The sequence below is a fragment of the Enhygromyxa salina genome (assembly GCF_000737335.2).
Taxonomy (GTDB): domain Bacteria; phylum Myxococcota_A; class Polyangia; order Nannocystales; family Nannocystaceae; genus Plesiocystis; species Plesiocystis salina_C.
Window position 1 is genome coordinate 78,134 of record NZ_JMCC02000048.1, and the last position, 15,666, is coordinate 93,799.

General features: G+C 65.5%; 28 protein-coding genes. All 28 read left to right on the top strand.

Going from position 1 to position 15,666, the window contains the following annotated elements:
• Positions 1-10 precede the first annotated feature (10 nt).
• The 28 genes from rplB to DB30_RS19465 all read left to right on the top strand — a co-directional run bounded on the left by rplB (position 11) and on the right by DB30_RS19465 (position 15,664).
• Positions 11-835 carry a 50S ribosomal protein L2 gene (rplB, locus tag DB30_RS19330; RefSeq protein ID WP_052551076.1) on the top strand — a complete coding sequence of 275 codons (825 nt, stop codon included), beginning with the start codon at positions 11-13 and terminating at the stop codon, positions 833-835.
• Between the two features lie 2 nt (positions 836-837).
• Complete coding sequence (gene rpsS / locus DB30_RS19335; protein ID WP_052551078.1) at positions 838-1,113, top strand: 30S ribosomal protein S19; 276 nt, start codon at positions 838-840, stop codon at positions 1,111-1,113.
• A 2-nt stretch (positions 1,114-1,115) separates the two neighbouring features.
• Positions 1,116-1,454 (top strand): 50S ribosomal protein L22, encoded by a 339-nt coding sequence (rplV, locus tag DB30_RS19340; protein WP_052551080.1) that lies wholly within the window; start codon positions 1,116-1,118, stop codon positions 1,452-1,454.
• A 28-nt stretch (positions 1,455-1,482) separates the two neighbouring features.
• On the top strand, positions 1,483-2,157 hold the full coding sequence (gene rpsC, locus DB30_RS19345) for a 30S ribosomal protein S3 (protein ID WP_052551082.1): 675 nt from the start codon (positions 1,483-1,485) through the stop codon (positions 2,155-2,157).
• A 42-nt stretch (positions 2,158-2,199) separates the two neighbouring features.
• A complete protein-coding gene (gene rplP / locus DB30_RS19350) occupies positions 2,200-2,616 on the top strand; it encodes a 50S ribosomal protein L16 (protein WP_052551084.1) in 417 nt (138 codons plus the stop codon).
• 12 nt (positions 2,617-2,628) lie between these two features.
• Entirely contained in the window at positions 2,629-2,841 is a 213-nt protein-coding gene (gene rpmC, locus DB30_RS19355) for a 50S ribosomal protein L29 (protein WP_052551086.1), read from the top strand.
• 40 nt (positions 2,842-2,881) lie between these two features.
• Positions 2,882-3,157, top strand: coding sequence for a 30S ribosomal protein S17 (gene rpsQ, locus DB30_RS19360; protein ID WP_052551088.1), 276 nt, complete (start codon positions 2,882-2,884; stop codon positions 3,155-3,157).
• Between the two features lie 3 nt (positions 3,158-3,160).
• On the top strand, positions 3,161-3,529 hold the full coding sequence (gene rplN / locus DB30_RS19365) for a 50S ribosomal protein L14 (protein WP_052551090.1): 369 nt from the start codon (positions 3,161-3,163) through the stop codon (positions 3,527-3,529).
• A complete protein-coding gene (gene rplX, locus DB30_RS19370; RefSeq protein WP_052551092.1) occupies positions 3,529-3,846 on the top strand; it encodes a 50S ribosomal protein L24 in 318 nt (105 codons plus the stop codon). The genes rplN and rplX overlap by 1 nt, the downstream gene beginning before the upstream one ends.
• Positions 3,847-3,943: 97 nt before the next feature.
• Entirely contained in the window at positions 3,944-4,504 is a 561-nt protein-coding gene (rplE, locus tag DB30_RS19375) for a 50S ribosomal protein L5 (RefSeq protein ID WP_052551164.1), read from the top strand.
• A 12-nt stretch (positions 4,505-4,516) separates the two neighbouring features.
• Positions 4,517-4,912: a 30S ribosomal protein S8 gene (gene rpsH, locus DB30_RS19380; RefSeq protein WP_052551094.1), complete on the top strand. Its 396-nt coding sequence runs from the start codon at positions 4,517-4,519 to the stop codon at positions 4,910-4,912.
• 50 nt (positions 4,913-4,962) lie between these two features.
• The gene (gene rplF, locus DB30_RS19385; protein ID WP_052551096.1) at positions 4,963-5,505 is read left to right on the top strand and encodes a 50S ribosomal protein L6; all 543 of its coding nucleotides are present in this window, start codon (positions 4,963-4,965) and stop codon (positions 5,503-5,505) included.
• An 87-nt stretch (positions 5,506-5,592) separates the two neighbouring features.
• Positions 5,593-6,012: a 50S ribosomal protein L18 gene (gene rplR, locus DB30_RS19390; protein WP_052551098.1), complete on the top strand. Its 420-nt coding sequence runs from the start codon at positions 5,593-5,595 to the stop codon at positions 6,010-6,012.
• 9 nt (positions 6,013-6,021) lie between these two features.
• Complete coding sequence (gene rpsE / locus DB30_RS19395; RefSeq protein WP_052551100.1) at positions 6,022-6,522, top strand: 30S ribosomal protein S5; 501 nt, start codon at positions 6,022-6,024, stop codon at positions 6,520-6,522.
• Between the two features lie 3 nt (positions 6,523-6,525).
• The gene (gene rpmD / locus DB30_RS19400) at positions 6,526-6,720 is read left to right on the top strand and encodes a 50S ribosomal protein L30 (RefSeq protein ID WP_052551102.1); all 195 of its coding nucleotides are present in this window, start codon (positions 6,526-6,528) and stop codon (positions 6,718-6,720) included.
• A gap of 26 nt (positions 6,721-6,746) precedes the next feature.
• Positions 6,747-7,211 (top strand): 50S ribosomal protein L15, encoded by a 465-nt coding sequence (gene rplO, locus DB30_RS19405; protein ID WP_052551104.1) that lies wholly within the window; start codon positions 6,747-6,749, stop codon positions 7,209-7,211.
• A gap of 219 nt (positions 7,212-7,430) precedes the next feature.
• Positions 7,431-8,744 carry a preprotein translocase subunit SecY gene (gene secY / locus DB30_RS19410; RefSeq protein ID WP_052551106.1) on the top strand — a complete coding sequence of 438 codons (1,314 nt, stop codon included), beginning with the start codon at positions 7,431-7,433 and terminating at the stop codon, positions 8,742-8,744.
• A gap of 1,548 nt (positions 8,745-10,292) precedes the next feature.
• Entirely contained in the window at positions 10,293-10,406 is a 114-nt protein-coding gene (rpmJ, locus tag DB30_RS19415; RefSeq protein WP_106090284.1) for a 50S ribosomal protein L36, read from the top strand.
• 1 nt (position 10,407) lies between these two features.
• Positions 10,408-10,779, top strand: a complete 372-nt coding sequence (gene rpsM / locus DB30_RS19420) for a 30S ribosomal protein S13 (protein WP_052551111.1) — start codon at positions 10,408-10,410, stop codon at positions 10,777-10,779.
• Positions 10,780-10,792: 13 nt separating this feature from the next.
• Positions 10,793-11,176: a 30S ribosomal protein S11 gene (rpsK, locus tag DB30_RS19425; RefSeq protein WP_052551113.1), complete on the top strand. Its 384-nt coding sequence runs from the start codon at positions 10,793-10,795 to the stop codon at positions 11,174-11,176.
• A gap of 3 nt (positions 11,177-11,179) precedes the next feature.
• Positions 11,180-11,809 carry a 30S ribosomal protein S4 gene (gene rpsD, locus DB30_RS19430; RefSeq protein ID WP_052551115.1) on the top strand — a complete coding sequence of 210 codons (630 nt, stop codon included), beginning with the start codon at positions 11,180-11,182 and terminating at the stop codon, positions 11,807-11,809.
• Positions 11,810-11,818: 9 nt separating this feature from the next.
• Complete coding sequence (locus tag DB30_RS19435) at positions 11,819-12,829, top strand: DNA-directed RNA polymerase subunit alpha (RefSeq protein ID WP_052551116.1); 1,011 nt, start codon at positions 11,819-11,821, stop codon at positions 12,827-12,829.
• Between the two features lie 3 nt (positions 12,830-12,832).
• A complete protein-coding gene (gene rplQ, locus DB30_RS19440) occupies positions 12,833-13,282 on the top strand; it encodes a 50S ribosomal protein L17 (RefSeq protein WP_052551118.1) in 450 nt (149 codons plus the stop codon).
• Positions 13,283-13,445: 163 nt separating this feature from the next.
• The gene (locus tag DB30_RS19445; RefSeq protein ID WP_240480274.1) at positions 13,446-13,670 is read left to right on the top strand and encodes a DUF3820 family protein; all 225 of its coding nucleotides are present in this window, start codon (positions 13,446-13,448) and stop codon (positions 13,668-13,670) included.
• A gap of 72 nt (positions 13,671-13,742) precedes the next feature.
• Positions 13,743-14,072 (top strand): flagellar biosynthetic protein FliO, encoded by a 330-nt coding sequence (locus tag DB30_RS19450; RefSeq protein WP_146659649.1) that lies wholly within the window; start codon positions 13,743-13,745, stop codon positions 14,070-14,072.
• Positions 14,062-14,676, top strand: a complete 615-nt coding sequence (locus DB30_RS19455) for an EscR/YscR/HrcR family type III secretion system export apparatus protein (protein WP_052551123.1) — start codon at positions 14,062-14,064, stop codon at positions 14,674-14,676. Before DB30_RS19450 ends, DB30_RS19455 begins: the two co-directional genes overlap by 11 nt.
• Positions 14,673-14,948, top strand: a complete 276-nt coding sequence (locus DB30_RS19460; protein ID WP_052551125.1) for a flagellar biosynthetic protein FliQ — start codon at positions 14,673-14,675, stop codon at positions 14,946-14,948. The genes DB30_RS19455 and DB30_RS19460 overlap by 4 nt, the downstream gene beginning before the upstream one ends.
• Complete coding sequence (locus tag DB30_RS19465; protein WP_052551128.1) at positions 14,945-15,664, top strand: hypothetical protein; 720 nt, start codon at positions 14,945-14,947, stop codon at positions 15,662-15,664. Before DB30_RS19460 ends, DB30_RS19465 begins: the two co-directional genes overlap by 4 nt.
• Positions 15,665-15,666 lie beyond the last annotated feature (2 nt).

The following is a 15,666-nucleotide window of genomic DNA, read 5'->3' on the forward strand; positions in this document are numbered from 1 at the left end:
GAGCAGAGCCATGGGCATCAAGAAGTACAAGCCGACCTCTCCTGGCCGCCGTGGGATGACCACTGTGGACAAGGTCCAGGTCACGGCCAAGAAGCCGTTCAAGAAGCTCGTCTCGAACAAGCACAACCCGGCCGGTCGCAACAACTACGGCCGCATCACCTCGCGGTTTCGCGGTGGCGGGCACAAGCGGCTGTATCGGACGATCGACTTCAAGCGCGACAACTACGGCGTGCCCGGACGGGTCGCCACGATCGAGTACGACCCCAACCGTACGACCTACATCGCGCTGATCCACTTCGCCGACGGCGACAAGCGCTACATCCTCGCCCCCGAGGGGCTGAAGGTGAACGACACGGTCGTGAGCTCGGCCAAGGCTGACATCCAGCCTGGCAACAGCATGCCGCTCTCGGCGATCCCGGTCGGTACGATCATCCACAACCTCGAGGTCAAGATCGGCCGCGGGGCGCAGATGGTCCGCTCGGCTGGCGTCGGCGCCCGGCTCATGGCCCGCGAGGGCAGCTGGACCCAGATTCGGCTCCCGTCCGGCGAGGTTCGCCGCGTCCACGTCAAGTGCCGCGCGACGATCGGCACCCTGAGCAACGGCGAGCAAGGCAACGTGCACATCGGCAAGGCTGGCCGGACCCGCTGGCTCGGCCGTCGCCCCCACAACCGCGGCGTGGTCATGAACCCCGTCGATCACCCGATGGGTGGTGGTGAGGGCCGAACCTCCGGTGGTCGTCACCCGGTCACCCCGTGGGGCAAGCCGACCAAGGGCTACCGCACCCGCCACAACAAGCGAACTGACGTGTACATCGTCTCGCGGAGGAAGAAGTAGTCATGCCGCGTTCAATTAAGAAGGGGCCGTTCATCGAGCAGAGCCTCTACAACAAAATCATGCAAGCTCTGAAAGAGGGCGGGCGCAAGCCGATCAAGACCTGGTCGCGCCGCTCGGTCATCTCGCCAGAGTTCGTTGGGGCCAACGTCATGGTCCACAATGGCAACAAGTTCATCCCGATCTACGTGACGGAGAACATGGTCGGCCACAAGTTTGGCGAGTTCGCGCCAACGCGCACCTTCAAGGGGCACGCGGCTGACAAGAGGGGCAGGCGTTAGTCATGGCTGTCGCACGGCTTCGTCACATTCGCCTCGCGCCACGCAAGGCTCGCATCATCGCCAACCTGGTTCGCGGCAAGGACGTGACCTCGGCGATCAACGCCCTGCGCTTCATGAACAAGGCGGGGGCCCAACAGTTCTTCAAGCTGATCGTCTCGGCCGTCGCCAACGCCGAAGACCAGGGCGAGGCAGACGTCGACACCCTGGTGATCTCCAAGGTCACCGTCGATCAAGCCTCCACGCTCAAGCGCTGGCGCCCGCGCGCCCAGGGCCGCGGCACGCGGGTCGAGAAGAAGTCCAGCCACATCACCCTCGAGGTCACGGCCGTCAAGGCCGCCTGACACTCCGACTTCAGGATTAGAGACACTCATGGGCCAGAAGACTCATCCAATCGGGTTCCGCCTCGGAATCGTCAAGACCTGGAACTCGCGTTGGTTCGAGGAAGGCCGCTATCGCCAGTGGCTGCACGAGGACCTCGAGCTGCGCAACTTCCTCAAGCGCAAGCTCCACTCGGCGTCGATCTCCGAGATCACGATCGAGCGCGCCGCCAACAAGGTGAAGATCAACATCTTCTCCGCGCGGCCCGGCATCATCATTGGCAAGCGTGGCGCCGAGGTCGAGAAGATCCGCCGCGAGGTCCAGAAGATGACGGACTCGAAGGTGTTCTTGAACATCCAAGAGGTCCGCAAGGCCGAGGTCAACGCGCAGCTGGTCGCCGAGAACATCGGCCAGCAGCTCGAGCGCCGGATCGCGTTCCGCCGCGCGCTCAAGCGGGCCGTCCAGACCGCGATGAAGTTCGGGGCCAAGGGCATCCGCGTCAACGCAGCCGGTCGCCTCGGCGGCGCCGAGATGGGTCGCCGCGAGTGGTACCTGCAAGGTCGGGTGCCGCTGCACACGCTCCGCGCCGACATCGACTACGGCTTCCACGAGGCACGCACGCCAGCAGGCCGGATCGGCATCAAGTGCTGGATCTTCAAGGGTGAGGTCTACGGGCACATGTCCGGCGTCGACCCCCGCTTCCCGCGCCCCGCTACCAAGCGCTAGGCAAGCGCTAGTAACGCGCTCTAGCTACCAAACGAGGTCAACATGCTTCTGCCTTCACGAGTCAAGTATCGCAAGGTCCACAAGGGCCGGATGAGGGGCCAAGCCAAGGGCGGCACCCAGGTGTCGTACGGCGACTTCGGCCTGCAAGCCCTCGAGTGCGGCTGGCTCACGGCCCGCCAGGTCGAGGCCGCTCGTATCGCCATCAACCGCAAGGTCAAGCGTGGCGGCAAGCTCTACATTCGGGTGTTCCCCGATAAGCCCATCTCCAAGAAGCCTGCCGAGACCCGCATGGGTAAAGGTAAGGGTGGACCCGAGTACTGGGTGGCCGTCGTCCGCCCCGGTCGCGTGCTCTACGAGATCGAGGGCATCGAAGAGACCCTGGCGCGTCAAGCGTTCCTGCTCGCCCATCACAAGTTGCCGATCAAGACCCGCTTCGTGAAGCGCGAGCGCGTGGTCTAGAGAGTGAACGCGATGAAGCCCTCCGAACTACGAGACAAGACCGACGAAGAGCTCACCGAGCTCGAGGCCGAACTCCGCGGCCGCCTCGTCAAGCTGCAGGTCGCCAAGGCGACCAGCCGCGCCTCCAACACCTCCGAATTCCCGCGAATCCGTCGGGATATCGCTCGGATCAAGACCATCCTGCACGAGCGCGCGAACGGCTTGCGCGCGGCTGACCCCAGCTGAGGCTGAAGCAGCTGAAACACCAGCCTGAGTAGGTGCCGCCATGAGCGAAACACAAACAGCAATTAAGTCTCGACGCCGAATCCTGCTCGGCGAGGTCGTGTCGGACAAGATGGACAAGACCGTCGTCGTGCAGGTCATCCGTCGCTACCGCCATCCCCGCTACAAGAAGTACGTGCAGGAGCGGATCCGCTACAAGGCTCACGACGAGGCCAACCAGGCCAAGATCGGGGACAAGGTCCGCATCATCGAGTCGCGGCCCCGGTCCAAAGACAAGCGCTGGGCGGTCCAGGCGATTCTCGAGAAGGGCATCGTGTAGCCAATGATCCAGGTCGAATCAGTCATCGACGTCGCCGACAACTCCGGCGCCCGCAAGCTCCGCTGCATCAAGGTGCTCGGCGGCAGCAAGCGCCGCTATGCCGGCATCGGCGACGTCATCGTGGTCTCGGTCCGCGAGTCCCTGCCCAACTCCAAGATCAAGAAGGGGCAGGTCATGAAGGCCGTGATCGTGCGGACCAAAAAGGGCATGCGTCGCCATGACGGCAGCCTGATCCGCTTCGACACCAACAGCGCCGTTCTGATCGGCGCCGATCGCAACCCGATCGGTACCCGCATCTTCGGGCCGGTCGCACGCGAGCTGCGGTGGAAGCGTTTCCTCAGGATCGTCAGCCTCGCTCCGGAGGTGTTGTAATGCAGAAGATTCGCAAAGGTGACGACGTCGTCGTCATCGCCGGAAAATCCAAGGGCACCAAGGGCAAGGTCCTGCGTGTCATCCCCGCCGACAAGCGGGTCCTGGTCGCCGGGGTCAACGTGGTCACCAAGCACGTCAAGCCCACTCGGCAAAACCAACGCGGCGGCATCGAAAAGCGCGAGGCCCCGATTCACATCTCCAACGTCATGATCGCCGATCCGCAGACCGGCGAGCCGACCCGGGTCCGAATTCAGACCCTCGAGGGCGGCCGCAAGGTCCGCGTGGCCGTCAAATCAGGCGAACAGATCGACAGTTGAGGTTATAGCGATGGCCAAGGCGAAAGGTGGGGCTCCGACCCCCAAAAAGAAGCCGGAGGCGGGATACGCCTTCAAATTTCCCCAGGTCCGAGCCGCCATGCCAGAGCGTGGTGGGTTCCGATCCCAGATCCTCGAGCGCTACGAGACCAAGGCGGTCCCGGCACTCATCGAGGAGTTTGGTTACACGAACCGGTTGACGGTTCCGCGGGTCACGAAGATCGTGCTCAACATTGGCCTCGGTGAGGCCATCAAGCAGCCCAAGCTGCTCGAGCAGTCCTTCGAGTGCCTCGGCAACATCACGGGCCAGCGGCCGGTGGTGACCCGCGCGAAGAAGTCGATCGCAACCTTCAAGCTGCGCGAAGGCATGAAGATCGGCACGATGGTCACGCTGCGACGCACGCAGATGTGGGACTTCCTCGACCGTCTGTTGATCGTCGCGCTCCCGCGTACCCGTGACTTCCGCGGCGTCAGCCGCAAGGCCTTCGACGGGCGGGGCAACTTCACCCTCGGGGTCAAAGAGATCCTGATCTTCCCCGAGGTCGACATTGAAAAGCTCAACGAGGTGCCGGGCATGAACGTCTGCATCCACACCTCGGCGAAAACGGACGACGAAGGCCGGGCCCTGCTCAAGCAGCTGGGGATGCCCTTCCGATCATGAGGAGCGTGCACCATGTCCATGACTGATCCCATCGCCGACATGCTGACCCGCATCCGCAACGCGCTGCAGGCTGGCCACCGTACCGTCACCATCCCTGGCTCGAAGAGCAAGCGGCACATCGCCGAGATTCTTCAGCAAGAGGGCTACATCGAGGGCTTCGAGTGGGCCGACGATGACCGTCAAGGCAGCCTCACGATCCAGCTGCGCTGGGTCGGTGATCAGCCCGCCATTGAAGGCATCGCTCGGGTCAGCAAGCCCGGCCAACGTCGCTACGCTGGTAGCAAAGACATTCCCAAGGTCCGCAACGGGCTCGGCATCATGGTCATCAGCACCCCCAAGGGCATGATGACCGACCGCGCCGCTCGTCGCGCCGGCATCGGCGGCGAGCTGGTCTGCAGCGTGTGGTGAGCCGAGCTCACGAGCTCGCGCCGCCCACCCATCCCTGAAAGAAGCCAAGCATGTCACGCATCGGCAACGCACCCATAGCGATCCCCAAGGGGGTCAAGATCCAGACCGAGGGCCAGACCATCGGGGTCGAGGGGCCCAAGGGCAAGCTCAGCTTCGTCGTGCCCGATCCGATCAGCTTTGCGATCGAGGACCAGGTCATCAGCTTCAAGCGGCCCAATGACCAGCGCACCGTTCGCGCGCTGCACGGCATGGCCCGCGCGATGACCAACAACATGGTCGTCGGCTGCTCCGAGGGCTTCAAGCGAACCCTCGAGATCATCGGCGTCGGCTATCGCGCCACGGTCAAGGGCCGCAACATCGATCTGACCCTGGGCTTCTCACACCCGATCAGCTACCCGCTGCCCGACGGTGTGGACGCCGAGGTCGACAAAGAGGGCAAACTCCACCTGAGTTCGGCCAACAAGGCCTTGCTCGGTTCGGTCGCCGCTGATATTCGCCGCTATCGTCCCCCGGAGCCCTACAAGGGCAAGGGTGTGCGCTACCAGGGCGAGCGGATCATCCGCAAAGAGGGCAAGGCGCGCGGCAAGAAATAGCCTAGTCACCCGGTGCGAAGCCACCGGGCGACACGAGAGTCCCGCTGACGACAGCTCGCAGCGGTATCCAAAGACGAGACCAGGACCATGTCGAAGAAAGACAAGAACGAAGCGCGGGCGCGTCGCAAGAAGAGCATCCGCAAGCGGATCGCTGGCACCGAGGAGCGTCCTCGCCTGTCGGTGTACCGCAGCAACAAGCACATCTACGCGCAGGTCATCGATGACACCGACTCGCGCTCGATCTTGTTGGTCTCGGATCTGACCAAGGCCCTCGCGGCCGAGCTCGAAGCGGCCAAGGCTGCGCCCGCCGAGACCCAAGAGACCGAAGAGGGCACCTCCCCCGACGGCGCGAAGATGCGTCGCGCTCGGGTCGTGGGCACCGCGGTCGCCAAGGCTTGCCTCGACAAGGGCATCAAGAAGGTCGTGTTCGACCGCAACGGTTACCTCTATCACGGGCGCGTGCGCGCCCTCGCCGAAGCGGCCCGCGCGGCTGGCCTCGACTTCTGAGAGAAGCTCATGATTGACGTCGAATCACTCGGAGATTTGGTCGACCGCGTCGTCGACATCAACCGCGTGGCCAAGGTGGTCAAGGGTGGACGCCGCTTTGCGTTCTCTGCCCTGGTCGTTGTTGGCAACGAAAACGGTTGGGTCGGCTTCGGCTACGGCAAGGCCCGCGAGGTCCCAGAGGCCATCCGCAAGGCCAACGAGATCGCTCGCAAGGCAATGTTTCAGGTCCCGCTGCAGGGCACCACGATCCCTCACCGCGTCGTCGGTCACTTCGGTGCTGGCGAGGTGTTGTTGGTCCCGGCCTCGGCCGGTACTGGGGTCATCGCCGGCGGCGCCGTTCGTGCCGTCGTCGAGTGCGCCGGCATCCACGATGTGCTGACCAAGTGCATCGGTAGCAACAACCCGCTGAACGTCATCCAAGCCACGGTCACCGCGCTTCAGGAGCTTCGCAGCCCCGAGCAGGTCGCCCGTCGCCGCGGCATGACGGTCGCCCAGCTGATGGAGGCCTAGGACATGGCGCTCAAGCTCAAGGTCACGCTCGTCCGTAGCGCAATCGATCGGACGCAGAAGCAAAAAGACACGGTCCGCGGCCTCGGCCTACGACGCCTTCACCACTCGGTGGTCCTCGAGGACACGCCGTCGATCCGCGGGATGATCCGCAAGGTTCAGCATCTCGTCGCGGTCGCTCCGGCCGACGACGCCGCCTGAACCCCAGGCCAGAAAGAGACACGCAAATGGGTACGGAACTGCACACGCTCCAGCCGCCCGCCGGCGCCCGCCACCGCAAAAAGCGGATCGGCCGTGGTCCTGGCTCGGGCAACGGCAAGACCGCCGGCCGAGGCTCCAAGGGTACGCGCAAGCGCAACACCGTCGCGCCCGGCTTCGAGGGCGGCCAGCTGCCGATCCACCGCCGCGTGCCCAAGCGCGGCTTCGTCAACATCCACCGGGTCGAGGTTCACGGCGTGAACGTCGGTCGCCTCGACAACCTCGAGGACGGCACCGTGGTCACCCCCGAGCTGCTCCACGAGCTCGGCTACGTGCCCAAGAAGGCGACGATCATCAAGGTCCTCGCCGACGGCGAGCTCGGCAAGAAGCTCACGATCCGCGTGCACCGCATCAGCGGCAGCGCCCGCGCCAAGATCGAGGCCGCTGGCGGCACGATCGAGCTCATCGAGCCTGCCGCCAAAGCCGGCACCTGAGCGCTCTTCGGAGCCAAGCAGAGCCCCAACACCGTCGGTCTTGGGGCTTTTGCATTAGCTCCGGGCCGACTTTGCGCGTCGCGCTGCATGCGCGCGCCTGACAGTGTACATACGGGCCACGCAAGGCCAGCTCGGACGTCAGATACCCCGAGTCGGCCGGCACAATAGCTCACTCTCCGCGCAACTCGCCGGACTCGGACTCGACCTTCGTCATCTGCCATGGGCGTCATCATCAACATCTTCAAGCTGCCCGAGCTTCGGCGCCGCGTGTTGTTCACCCTGGCCATGCTCGCGGTCTACCGCTTCGGCGTGTTCGTTGCCGTGCCCGGCGTTGATCGCAACGTCATGGCGGAGCTGGTCTCGCAGCAGACCGGCGGCTTCCTCGGCTACTTCAACATGTTCTCGGGCGGCGCGCTCTCGAACTTGTCCGTGTTCGCGCTCGGCATCATGCCGTACATCAGCGCGAGCATCATCATGCAGCTGATGACGGTCGTCGTCCCCAAGATCGAGCAGCTGCAAAAAGAGGGCGAGTCGGGCCGCCGCAAGATCAACCAGTTCAGCCGCTACGGCACCGTGGGCCTGGCCTTGGTCCAGGGCTACTTCATGGGTAGCTGGCTCGAGAGCCAAAATACCCCCGGCCAGATGCTGGTGCTCGAGAGCGGCCTGGGCTTCAAGCTCATGACGATGCTGTCGCTGACAGCAGGCACCTGCTTCTTGATGTGGCTCGGCGAGCAGATCACCGAGCGCGGGATCGGCAACGGGATCTCGCTGATCATCTTCGCCGGCATCATCGCGGACCTCCCCGCCGGCAGCTACCAGCTCTACCAAAAAGCGATCGACGACCCCGAGAACTTCGGCCCGGTCCCCCTCGCGATCCTGCTGGTCGTGGTCATCGCCGTGATCGCCTTCGTGGTCATCATGGAGCGCGGCCAACGGCGGATACCCGTCATCTACGCCAAGCGCGTCGTCGGCCGCAAAATGTTCGGCGGCAGCCAGAACTACCTGCCGCTGCGCATCAACAACGCCGGCGTGATCCCGCCGATCTTCGCCTCGTCGATCATCATGTTCCCGGCCCAGATCGCCGGCATGACGGGCAACCCCTACCTGCAGCGCTTCGCCGCCGCCTTCGACTACGGCAACTGGCTGTACCTCACCGTCTACGTCGCGCTGTGCATCTTCTTTTGCTACTTCTACACGCAGATCCAGTTCAACCCCGTTGACCTGGCCGACAACCTGAAGAAGCAAAACGCCTCGATCCCCGGCATCCGCCCCGGCAAGCGCACCGCCGAGTACATCGAGTTCATCCTGACCCGCCTGACCTTCGCCGGCGCCTGGTACATCTCCGCCGTCTGCGTGCTCCCGGTCTTCCTGCAGAAGGACTTCAACGTCCCGTTCTACTACGGCGGCACCTCTCTACTGATCGTCGTGGGCGTCGCCCTCGACACCGCCCAGCAGATCGAGAGCCACCTGGTGACCCGCAGCTACGAAGGCTTCGCCGGCCCCAAGGGCCCCCGCATCCGCGGCCGCAAGTAGTTCGGAGTCCGCACGCCCACCGCAAAAAAATCGCGGCCCCCCCGAGCGGCATGACGCTCGCGCCACCACGCCCCCACCCGCCGGGATCGTGAACACCCTCCGCTCTGAGGGATCGTGCCCACGCCCCGCCCTGAGGGATCGTGCACACGCCCCCGCCCGCCGGGATCGTGAACACCCTCCGCCCTGAGGGATCGTACACACGCCCCGCCCGCCGGAATCGTGAACACCCGATCGAGAACACGCCCGCCGCCCTCAGGGATCGTGCACACGCCCCGCCCGCCGGAATCGTGAACACCCCCGCAGGGATCGTGCACACGCCCGCCGCCCTCAGGGATCGTGCACACGCCCCGCCCGCCGGAATCGTGAACACCCCCGCAGGGATCGTGCACACGCCCGCCGCCCTCAGGGATCGTGCACACGCCCCGCCCGCCGGAATCGTGAACACCCCCGCAGGGATCGTGCACACGCCCCCCGCCCTGAGGGATCGTGCACACGCCCCGCCCGCCGGAATCGAGAACACGCCCGCCGCCCTCAGGGATCGTGCACACGCCCCGCCCGCCGGAATCGTGAACACCCCCGCAGGGATCGTGCACACGCCCGCCGCCCTCAGGGATCGTGCACACGCCCCGCCCGCCGGAATCGTGAACACCCCCGCAGGGATCGTGCACACGCCCGCCGCCCTCAGGGATCGTGCACACGCCCCGCCCGCCGGAATCGTGAACACCCCCGCAGGGATCGTGCACACGCCCGCCGCCCTCAGGGATCGTGCACACGCCCCGCCCGCCGGAATCGTGAACACCCCCGCAGGGATCGTGCACACGCCCCCCGCCCTGAGGGATCGTGCACACGCCCCGCCCGCCGGAATCGTGAACACCCCCGAAGGGATCGTGAACACGACCCCCGCCCGCAGGGATCGGAGAGACCCTCGGCCCGAGGACGAGCGCACGAAAGGCCGCAGACAACCCCAACCGGGCGTATCTACGCACGTGGAGGTTATCGAAGCCACCCAAGGTCGGGCCAACCCACCCCCCAGCAGGAAGCTGCAAACCGAGACTGAAGTAGACCGTAGCCCGGTTGGGGTTGTCTGCAGCCAGTGCGCGGTGCACCGCCGGCACCCCACTCCCCGCAAACAACCACCCAACCCTCAACCAACCCTCCACCAACCCCAACCAAGAGCGCCCCATCCGCCCCCAAACCCCGTGAAGATCCTCCCATGCCCAAACCCCGATCCCCTAGACACCCCCCACCCCCAGTGGCATCCTCCACCGCCCCCGGCCCCGACCGGGGATTTGGCTTTTCCATGCAACCCACCCCCACCTTCGAGGCGACCGTCGTCGCTGAGTTGCCCCAGCAGCTGTTTCGTCTCGATACCTCCGAAGGCCAGCTCGTCGCTGGCCCATCCGAGGAGTGTAAGCGTCTGGGGGTTCCCGTTCGGACGGGGCAACGTGTGCTGTGCCGCAGGGCCAGCCTCGATCCGGGCCGCGGTGTGATCCTCGGTCTCGCGCGCTAGCGAGAGCACCCTCTTCCCACCCGGCGAGAGCAGAGCAAATGAAAGTGCGATCAAGCGTCAAGAAAATCTGTGACAAGTGCAAGGTGATCAAGCGACGAGGAGTCGTTCGGGTCATCTGCGAAAACCCCAAACACAAGCAGAGGCAGGGCTGACATGGCACGCGTAGCTGGAGTCGACCTTCCTCGTAACAAGCGCGTCGTCATCGCGCTGACGTACATCTACGGCGTCGGAAACACGACCGCCCGTCAGATCCTCGACAAGGCTGGCGTCGGCCAGTCGATCCGTACCGACGACCTCAACGACGAGCAGCTCACGGCGATTCGTCGGGTCATCGAGACGGACTACAAGGTCGAGGGTGACCTCCGCCGAGAAGTCCAAACCAAGATCAAGCGACTGATGGATCTCGGTTGCTACCGCGGCCTTCGTCATCGCCGAAGTCTGCCCGTCCGTGGCCAGCGAACCCACACCAACGCGCGCACCCGCAAGGGTCCCAAGCGTGGCCAGGTGGCCATGAAGAAGAAATGACGAGGTAGTCCCGATGGCATCCACACGCGGCAAGAAAAAAGTCAAAAAGAACATCCCCACCGGGATCGTTCACATTCAGTCAACCTTCAACAACACCTTGGTGACGGTCACCGACGTCAACGGCAACGCGATCTCGTGGGCCTCGTCGGGCATCCGTGGGTTCAGGGGCTCGCGCAAGTCAACGCCGTTCGCGGCGCAGCTCGCCGCGGATCAGGCCGCGCGCGCGGCCCAGGATCACGGCATGCAGACCGTGGCGATCCGCGTGTCCGGCCCCGGTGCCGGGCGCGAGTCGGCGCTGCGGGCGATCCAGTCCGCGGGTCTGCGCGTCACCTCGATCAAGGACGTCACGCCGATCCCCCACAACGGTTGTCGTCCACCCAAGCGGAGGAGGGTCTAAGCCATGGCACGTTATATTGGACCTGTGTGCCGCTTGTGCCGGCGCGAGGATCAGAAGCTGTTCCTCAAGGGTGATCGCTGCTTCTCGGAGAAGTGCGCCTACGACCGTCGTCAGTACCCACCGGGCCAGCATGGCCAGGGTCGGCGCCGGCGCCCGAGCGACTACGGCCACCAGCTTCGTGAGAAGCAAAAGGTCAAGCGCATGTACGGGCTGCTCGAGAAGCAGTTCCGCGGCTACTACTTCAAGGCTGCCCGCATGAAGGGCATCACCGGTGAGAACCTGCTGAGCTTGCTCGAGCGTCGCCTCGACAACGTCGCGGTCCGCTGCGGCTTCGCCAGCAGCCACGCCGAGGCGCGCCAGCTCGTGCGTCACGGTCACTTCACCGTCAACGGTCAGCGGGTCAACATCCCCAGCTTCCTCGTGCGCGAGGGCGACGAGATCTTGGTCCGCGAGAAGAGCCGCAAGATCGCCAAGATCAACGAGGCGCTGGCCAAGCTCGACCGCTCGCCCCTGCCGTTGTGGATCGACATCGATCGCGACAACTACAAGGGCAAGATCAAGAACGTTCCACAGCGTACGGACGTCGCCGCTGACATCGACGAGCAGCTCATCGTCGAGCTCTACAGCAAGTAAGGGGACCGCATGCAGGACTACAACACCATTGCCCGCAACTGGCGGGATCTGATTCGCCCCAAGAAGCTAGACGTTGACAGCGACTCGCTGAACGAAGCCTACGGCAAGTTCACCTGCGAGCCGCTCGAGCGTGGCTACGGCATCACGCTGGGCAACAGCCTGCGACGCGTGTTGCTCAGCAGCTTGCAAGGGGCGGCCATCACCACGGTTCGGATCGAAGGGGCGCTCCACGAGTTCACCTCGATCCCGGCCGTCGTCGAGGACGTCACCGACATCATCCTCAACGTCAAAGCCCTGCGCCTGAGCATGGATGACGCCACCCCCCGCACCCTGCTGATCGACAAGACCGGCGAGGGTCCGGTGCTCGCGTCGGACATTCAAGCGCCCGCCGGCGTCCACGTGCTCGACCCCAATCAGCACGTGGCCACGCTCAGCAAGGGCGGCCGCCTGCACATGGAGATGACGTGCGCGATGGGTCGCGGCTACGCGACCGCCGACCAGAACAAGACCGAGGGCATGCCGATCGGCGTGATCCCAATCGACTCCTTGTTCTCGCCGATCCGCAAGGTCAACTACCGGGTGACCAACGCCCGCGTCGGTCACCAGACCGACTACGACAAGCTCAGCTTGCAGGTCTGGACCGACGGTTCGGTTCGGCCCGATGACGCGGTCGCCTACGCGGCCAAGATCCTCAAGGAGCAGCTGTCGATCTTCATCAACCACGAAGAGATCGAAGAGACGCTCGCGCCCACGCAGTCGGAGCAGGACAAGCTCAACGACATCTTGTGGCGCTCCGTCGACGAGCTCGAGCTGTCGGTTCGGTCCGCGAACTGCCTGCAAAACGCCAACATCCACTACATCGGCGACCTCGTGCAGCGCACCGAGGCCGAGATGCTCAAGACCAAGAACTTCGGCCGTAAGTCCCTCAAGGAGATCAAAGAGATCCTTGCGCAGATGGGACTGTCGCTCGGCATGAAGATCGAAGGCTGGCAGGGGCCACCCCCCGCCCGGGAGGAATGACCCATGCGTCACCAAAAATCCGGCCGTAAACTCGGTCGCAATTCCTCACACCGCAAGGCCATGTATCGCAACATGGTCACCTCGCTGCTTCGGCACGAGCGCATCACCACGACCGTGGCCAAGGCCAAGGAGCTGCGTGGTGAGGTCGAGCGCGCGATCACTGTAGGCGTCCGCCTGGGGGATCTGCTCGACAAGCCCAAGGACGAGCGGACCCGCGACGAGCAGGCACGCTACGCCCACGCACTGGCCCACGTGGCCAAGACCGTGCAAGACCGCGAGATCGTGCACAAGCTGTTCGAGGACATCGCGCCGCGTGTGCGCAACCGGCCCGGCGGGTACACCCGCGTGATCCGGCTTGGACAGCGCCGGGGTGATGCGGCGGAGATGGCGATCATCGAGCTCGTGGATCGGAAGATCCCCGAGTCCGACGGCGCTGGCGACTCCATCAGCTGATCACCGCTGCTGCTTCGAACAGAGCCCGCGTCCTTGGACGCGGGCTTTGTTTTTGGTTGGCGGGCTTCGCTGCCCACGGTGAACCAGTCTACGTACGCCGCCTGCAAGCGGGCGAGAAGCCCTCGCCCGAGCTGAAAACTGAATTGGGTGCGAGACTGCGGGGGTGAGCGAGCTGCCTACTCCCGATCCCGAGCGGCTGATGGATCTGGTCCGGATGCGGATGCCGTTTGGAAAGTATGAAGGGGTGACGCTGATCGATCTGCCTCAGCCCTACCTGGTGTGGTTCTCGCAAAAGGGGTTTCCAAACGGGCGGCTGGGCGAGGCGATGGCGTTGGCGCTGGAGGTGAAGCACAACGGCTTGGAGGGCTTGGTGAAGGGCTTGCGATGAGCGGGCAGGCACGGGCGCCGGTTCTTGTCGAAAAATTCGTGGTTTGGATGGGTGACCGTATGGTCCGTGACCATGGGCGCAGGTGTCGATCCCCTCATGTTCGTGGGCCTCACGTTGGTTTGTCTGCTCGCGGTGCTGTCCTGGCTGACGCGCCGGGTTCGTGGCGGCGGTGCGTTGGGGACCTTGGGGAGCAGGGAGCGGATGGCGTTGACGGCCCAGCACACGGTTCAGGTGATCGAGATCGCCGGGGTTCGATTGTTGGTGGGGACCGGGCCGAGCGGGGCGCCAGCGGTGCTGGCGACGCTCGGGGAGGTCGAGCTGAAGGAGACGCGGCCGGAGCCCGCGTTGGCGCGGCCGTGGGCGGAGCTGTTGGGGCGCTTTGGAGTCGAGGGTGGGCGCTGAGCTCCCAGCGAATGTCTCGGTCTGGTTGATCCTCGGCGCGCTGCCGCTGCTGCTGGCGGCGTGCACGGCGTTCACGAAGATCTCGGTGGTGTTGGCGGCGCTGCGCCTGGGGCTGGGGGCCGAGCGGCTGCTGCCCTATGGCTCGATGCTCGCGCTGGCGTTGGTGGTGACGACCCTGGTGATGGCGCCGGTGGCCGAAGGCTGCTTGGCGGCGCTCGACATGGCCGGCGGGATCGAAGCCGTGATGGTGGCGCCGCTGGAGGTTGGGGGCCAGGTGCTGTCGCCGCTGTGGGGGTTCTTGGCGGACCACGCGGATCCCAACCAGATCGAGGTGTTCAGCGATCTGAGCGAGCGCGGGCCGGAGCAGCCCGCGGTGCTGGTGCCGGCGTTCTTGCTGAGCGAGCTCGCGCGGGGGCTGTCGTTGGCGGTGATGATCCTGCTGCCCTTCGTGGTCGTGGATCTGATCTGCGCGCAGGTCCTGGTGCTGCTTGGGCTCAACCAAACTCCGACGGCCGTGGTCGCGCTGCCGGCGAAGATCTTGCTGTTCCTGGCGGCCGATGGCTGGACAACGGTGATCGTTGGGCTGGTCGAGGGCTACCGATGACCGAGACGATCGACGCGCTGGGCGTGGCGATCCGCGAGGGCTTCGCGCTGGTGATCACAGGCGTGCTGCCGCTGATCGCAGTGGCTGCGGTGGCCGCGATCTTGCTGGGTCTGCTGTGCGGGGCGCTGGGGATCCGCGACGCGGCGCTGGGACAGATCGTGCGGGCGCTGGCGGTGGTCCTGGCGCTGGCGGTGGTGATCTCGAGCGTGGCTGGGTCGACGCTGGAGTTCGCGTCGCGCTGCTGGACAATGCGGGGCGACCTCGAGCCGTGAACGCGACGGTGGTTGGGTTGGCGCTGGCGAGCGCGCGGGTGTGGGCGCTGCTGCGGGTTCAGGCCAGCTGGCGGCGCGCGATCGGACCCACCTGGGGGTGGATCGCCGCGGCGCTGGCGGTTGTAGTGGCTGGCCTGGCGTTACTTCGCGGGCAGGTGGGCGGGCAGGTGGGCGCGCCGGCCGTCGACAACCCGTACGTGCTTGGGGTCTGGGTCGGCTTCGAGCTCCTGCTTGGGAGCGTAGTTGGGCTCGCGGTGTCGCTGCCGGGCTGGGCGTTGATCGGCGCGGGTGAACAGAGCGAGCAGGCGCTGGGGCTCCGCGGGGACGCGGGCGCGTCGCTGTCTGCGTTGGTGGTCGCGGCTTCGCTGGCGGCGGGGCTGAGCTTGGGGCTGCACGCGCCGTTGTTGGCCGGGCTGCTTGGGCTGTTCGATCGCTTCGCGCTCGCGGATCCGGGCGCGTGGTTGCCCACGCTCGCGGCCCTGCCGGGCTGGCTGATCCAGCACGCGGCGGGGATCACCGTGCTGGCGCTGGCGCTGGCGACCCCGGTGTTGCTGACCCGGGCGGTCCTGCAGGTGTGCGTGGTCAGCCTGGGTCGTGGAGGCGGCGGGGCTGATCTAGTCGCGGCGCTGGCTCCGGGGCTGCGGCTGGCGGCGGCGCTGGTGGCTCTGGGCGCGGCCTGGTCGGCGTATCCCGAGGCATTCGCCCGGGGGATGTGAGA

Bases quoted from the DNA above. Each gene is read 5' to 3' on its own strand.
- rplB (WP_052551076.1), top strand. From the start codon at position 11: ATGGGCATCAAGAAGTACAAGCCGACCTCTCCTGGCCGCCGTGGGATG.
- rpsS (WP_052551078.1), top strand. From the start codon at position 838: ATGCCGCGTTCAATTAAGAAGGGGCCGTTCATCGAGCAGAGCCTCTAC.
- rplV (WP_052551080.1), top strand. From the start codon at position 1,116: ATGGCTGTCGCACGGCTTCGTCACATTCGCCTCGCGCCACGCAAGGCT.
- rpsC (WP_052551082.1), top strand. From the start codon at position 1,483: ATGGGCCAGAAGACTCATCCAATCGGGTTCCGCCTCGGAATCGTCAAG.
- rplP (WP_052551084.1), top strand. From the start codon at position 2,200: ATGCTTCTGCCTTCACGAGTCAAGTATCGCAAGGTCCACAAGGGCCGG.
- rpmC (WP_052551086.1), top strand. From the start codon at position 2,629: ATGAAGCCCTCCGAACTACGAGACAAGACCGACGAAGAGCTCACCGAG.
- rpsQ (WP_052551088.1), top strand. From the start codon at position 2,882: ATGAGCGAAACACAAACAGCAATTAAGTCTCGACGCCGAATCCTGCTC.
- rplN (WP_052551090.1), top strand. From the start codon at position 3,161: ATGATCCAGGTCGAATCAGTCATCGACGTCGCCGACAACTCCGGCGCC.
- rplX (WP_052551092.1), top strand. From the start codon at position 3,529: ATGCAGAAGATTCGCAAAGGTGACGACGTCGTCGTCATCGCCGGAAAA.
- rplE (WP_052551164.1), top strand. From the start codon at position 3,944: ATGCCAGAGCGTGGTGGGTTCCGATCCCAGATCCTCGAGCGCTACGAG.
- rpsH (WP_052551094.1), top strand. From the start codon at position 4,517: ATGTCCATGACTGATCCCATCGCCGACATGCTGACCCGCATCCGCAAC.
- rplF (WP_052551096.1), top strand. From the start codon at position 4,963: ATGTCACGCATCGGCAACGCACCCATAGCGATCCCCAAGGGGGTCAAG.
- rplR (WP_052551098.1), top strand. From the start codon at position 5,593: ATGTCGAAGAAAGACAAGAACGAAGCGCGGGCGCGTCGCAAGAAGAGC.
- rpsE (WP_052551100.1), top strand. From the start codon at position 6,022: ATGATTGACGTCGAATCACTCGGAGATTTGGTCGACCGCGTCGTCGAC.
- rpmD (WP_052551102.1), top strand. From the start codon at position 6,526: ATGGCGCTCAAGCTCAAGGTCACGCTCGTCCGTAGCGCAATCGATCGG.
- rplO (WP_052551104.1), top strand. From the start codon at position 6,747: ATGGGTACGGAACTGCACACGCTCCAGCCGCCCGCCGGCGCCCGCCAC.
- secY (WP_052551106.1), top strand. From the start codon at position 7,431: ATGGGCGTCATCATCAACATCTTCAAGCTGCCCGAGCTTCGGCGCCGC.
- rpmJ (WP_106090284.1), top strand. From the start codon at position 10,293: ATGAAAGTGCGATCAAGCGTCAAGAAAATCTGTGACAAGTGCAAGGTG.
- rpsM (WP_052551111.1), top strand. From the start codon at position 10,408: ATGGCACGCGTAGCTGGAGTCGACCTTCCTCGTAACAAGCGCGTCGTC.
- rpsK (WP_052551113.1), top strand. From the start codon at position 10,793: ATGGCATCCACACGCGGCAAGAAAAAAGTCAAAAAGAACATCCCCACC.
- rpsD (WP_052551115.1), top strand. From the start codon at position 11,180: ATGGCACGTTATATTGGACCTGTGTGCCGCTTGTGCCGGCGCGAGGAT.
- DB30_RS19435 (WP_052551116.1), top strand. From the start codon at position 11,819: ATGCAGGACTACAACACCATTGCCCGCAACTGGCGGGATCTGATTCGC.
- rplQ (WP_052551118.1), top strand. From the start codon at position 12,833: ATGCGTCACCAAAAATCCGGCCGTAAACTCGGTCGCAATTCCTCACAC.
- DB30_RS19450 (WP_146659649.1), top strand. From the start codon at position 13,743: ATGGGCGCAGGTGTCGATCCCCTCATGTTCGTGGGCCTCACGTTGGTT.
- DB30_RS19460 (WP_052551125.1), top strand. From the start codon at position 14,673: ATGACCGAGACGATCGACGCGCTGGGCGTGGCGATCCGCGAGGGCTTC.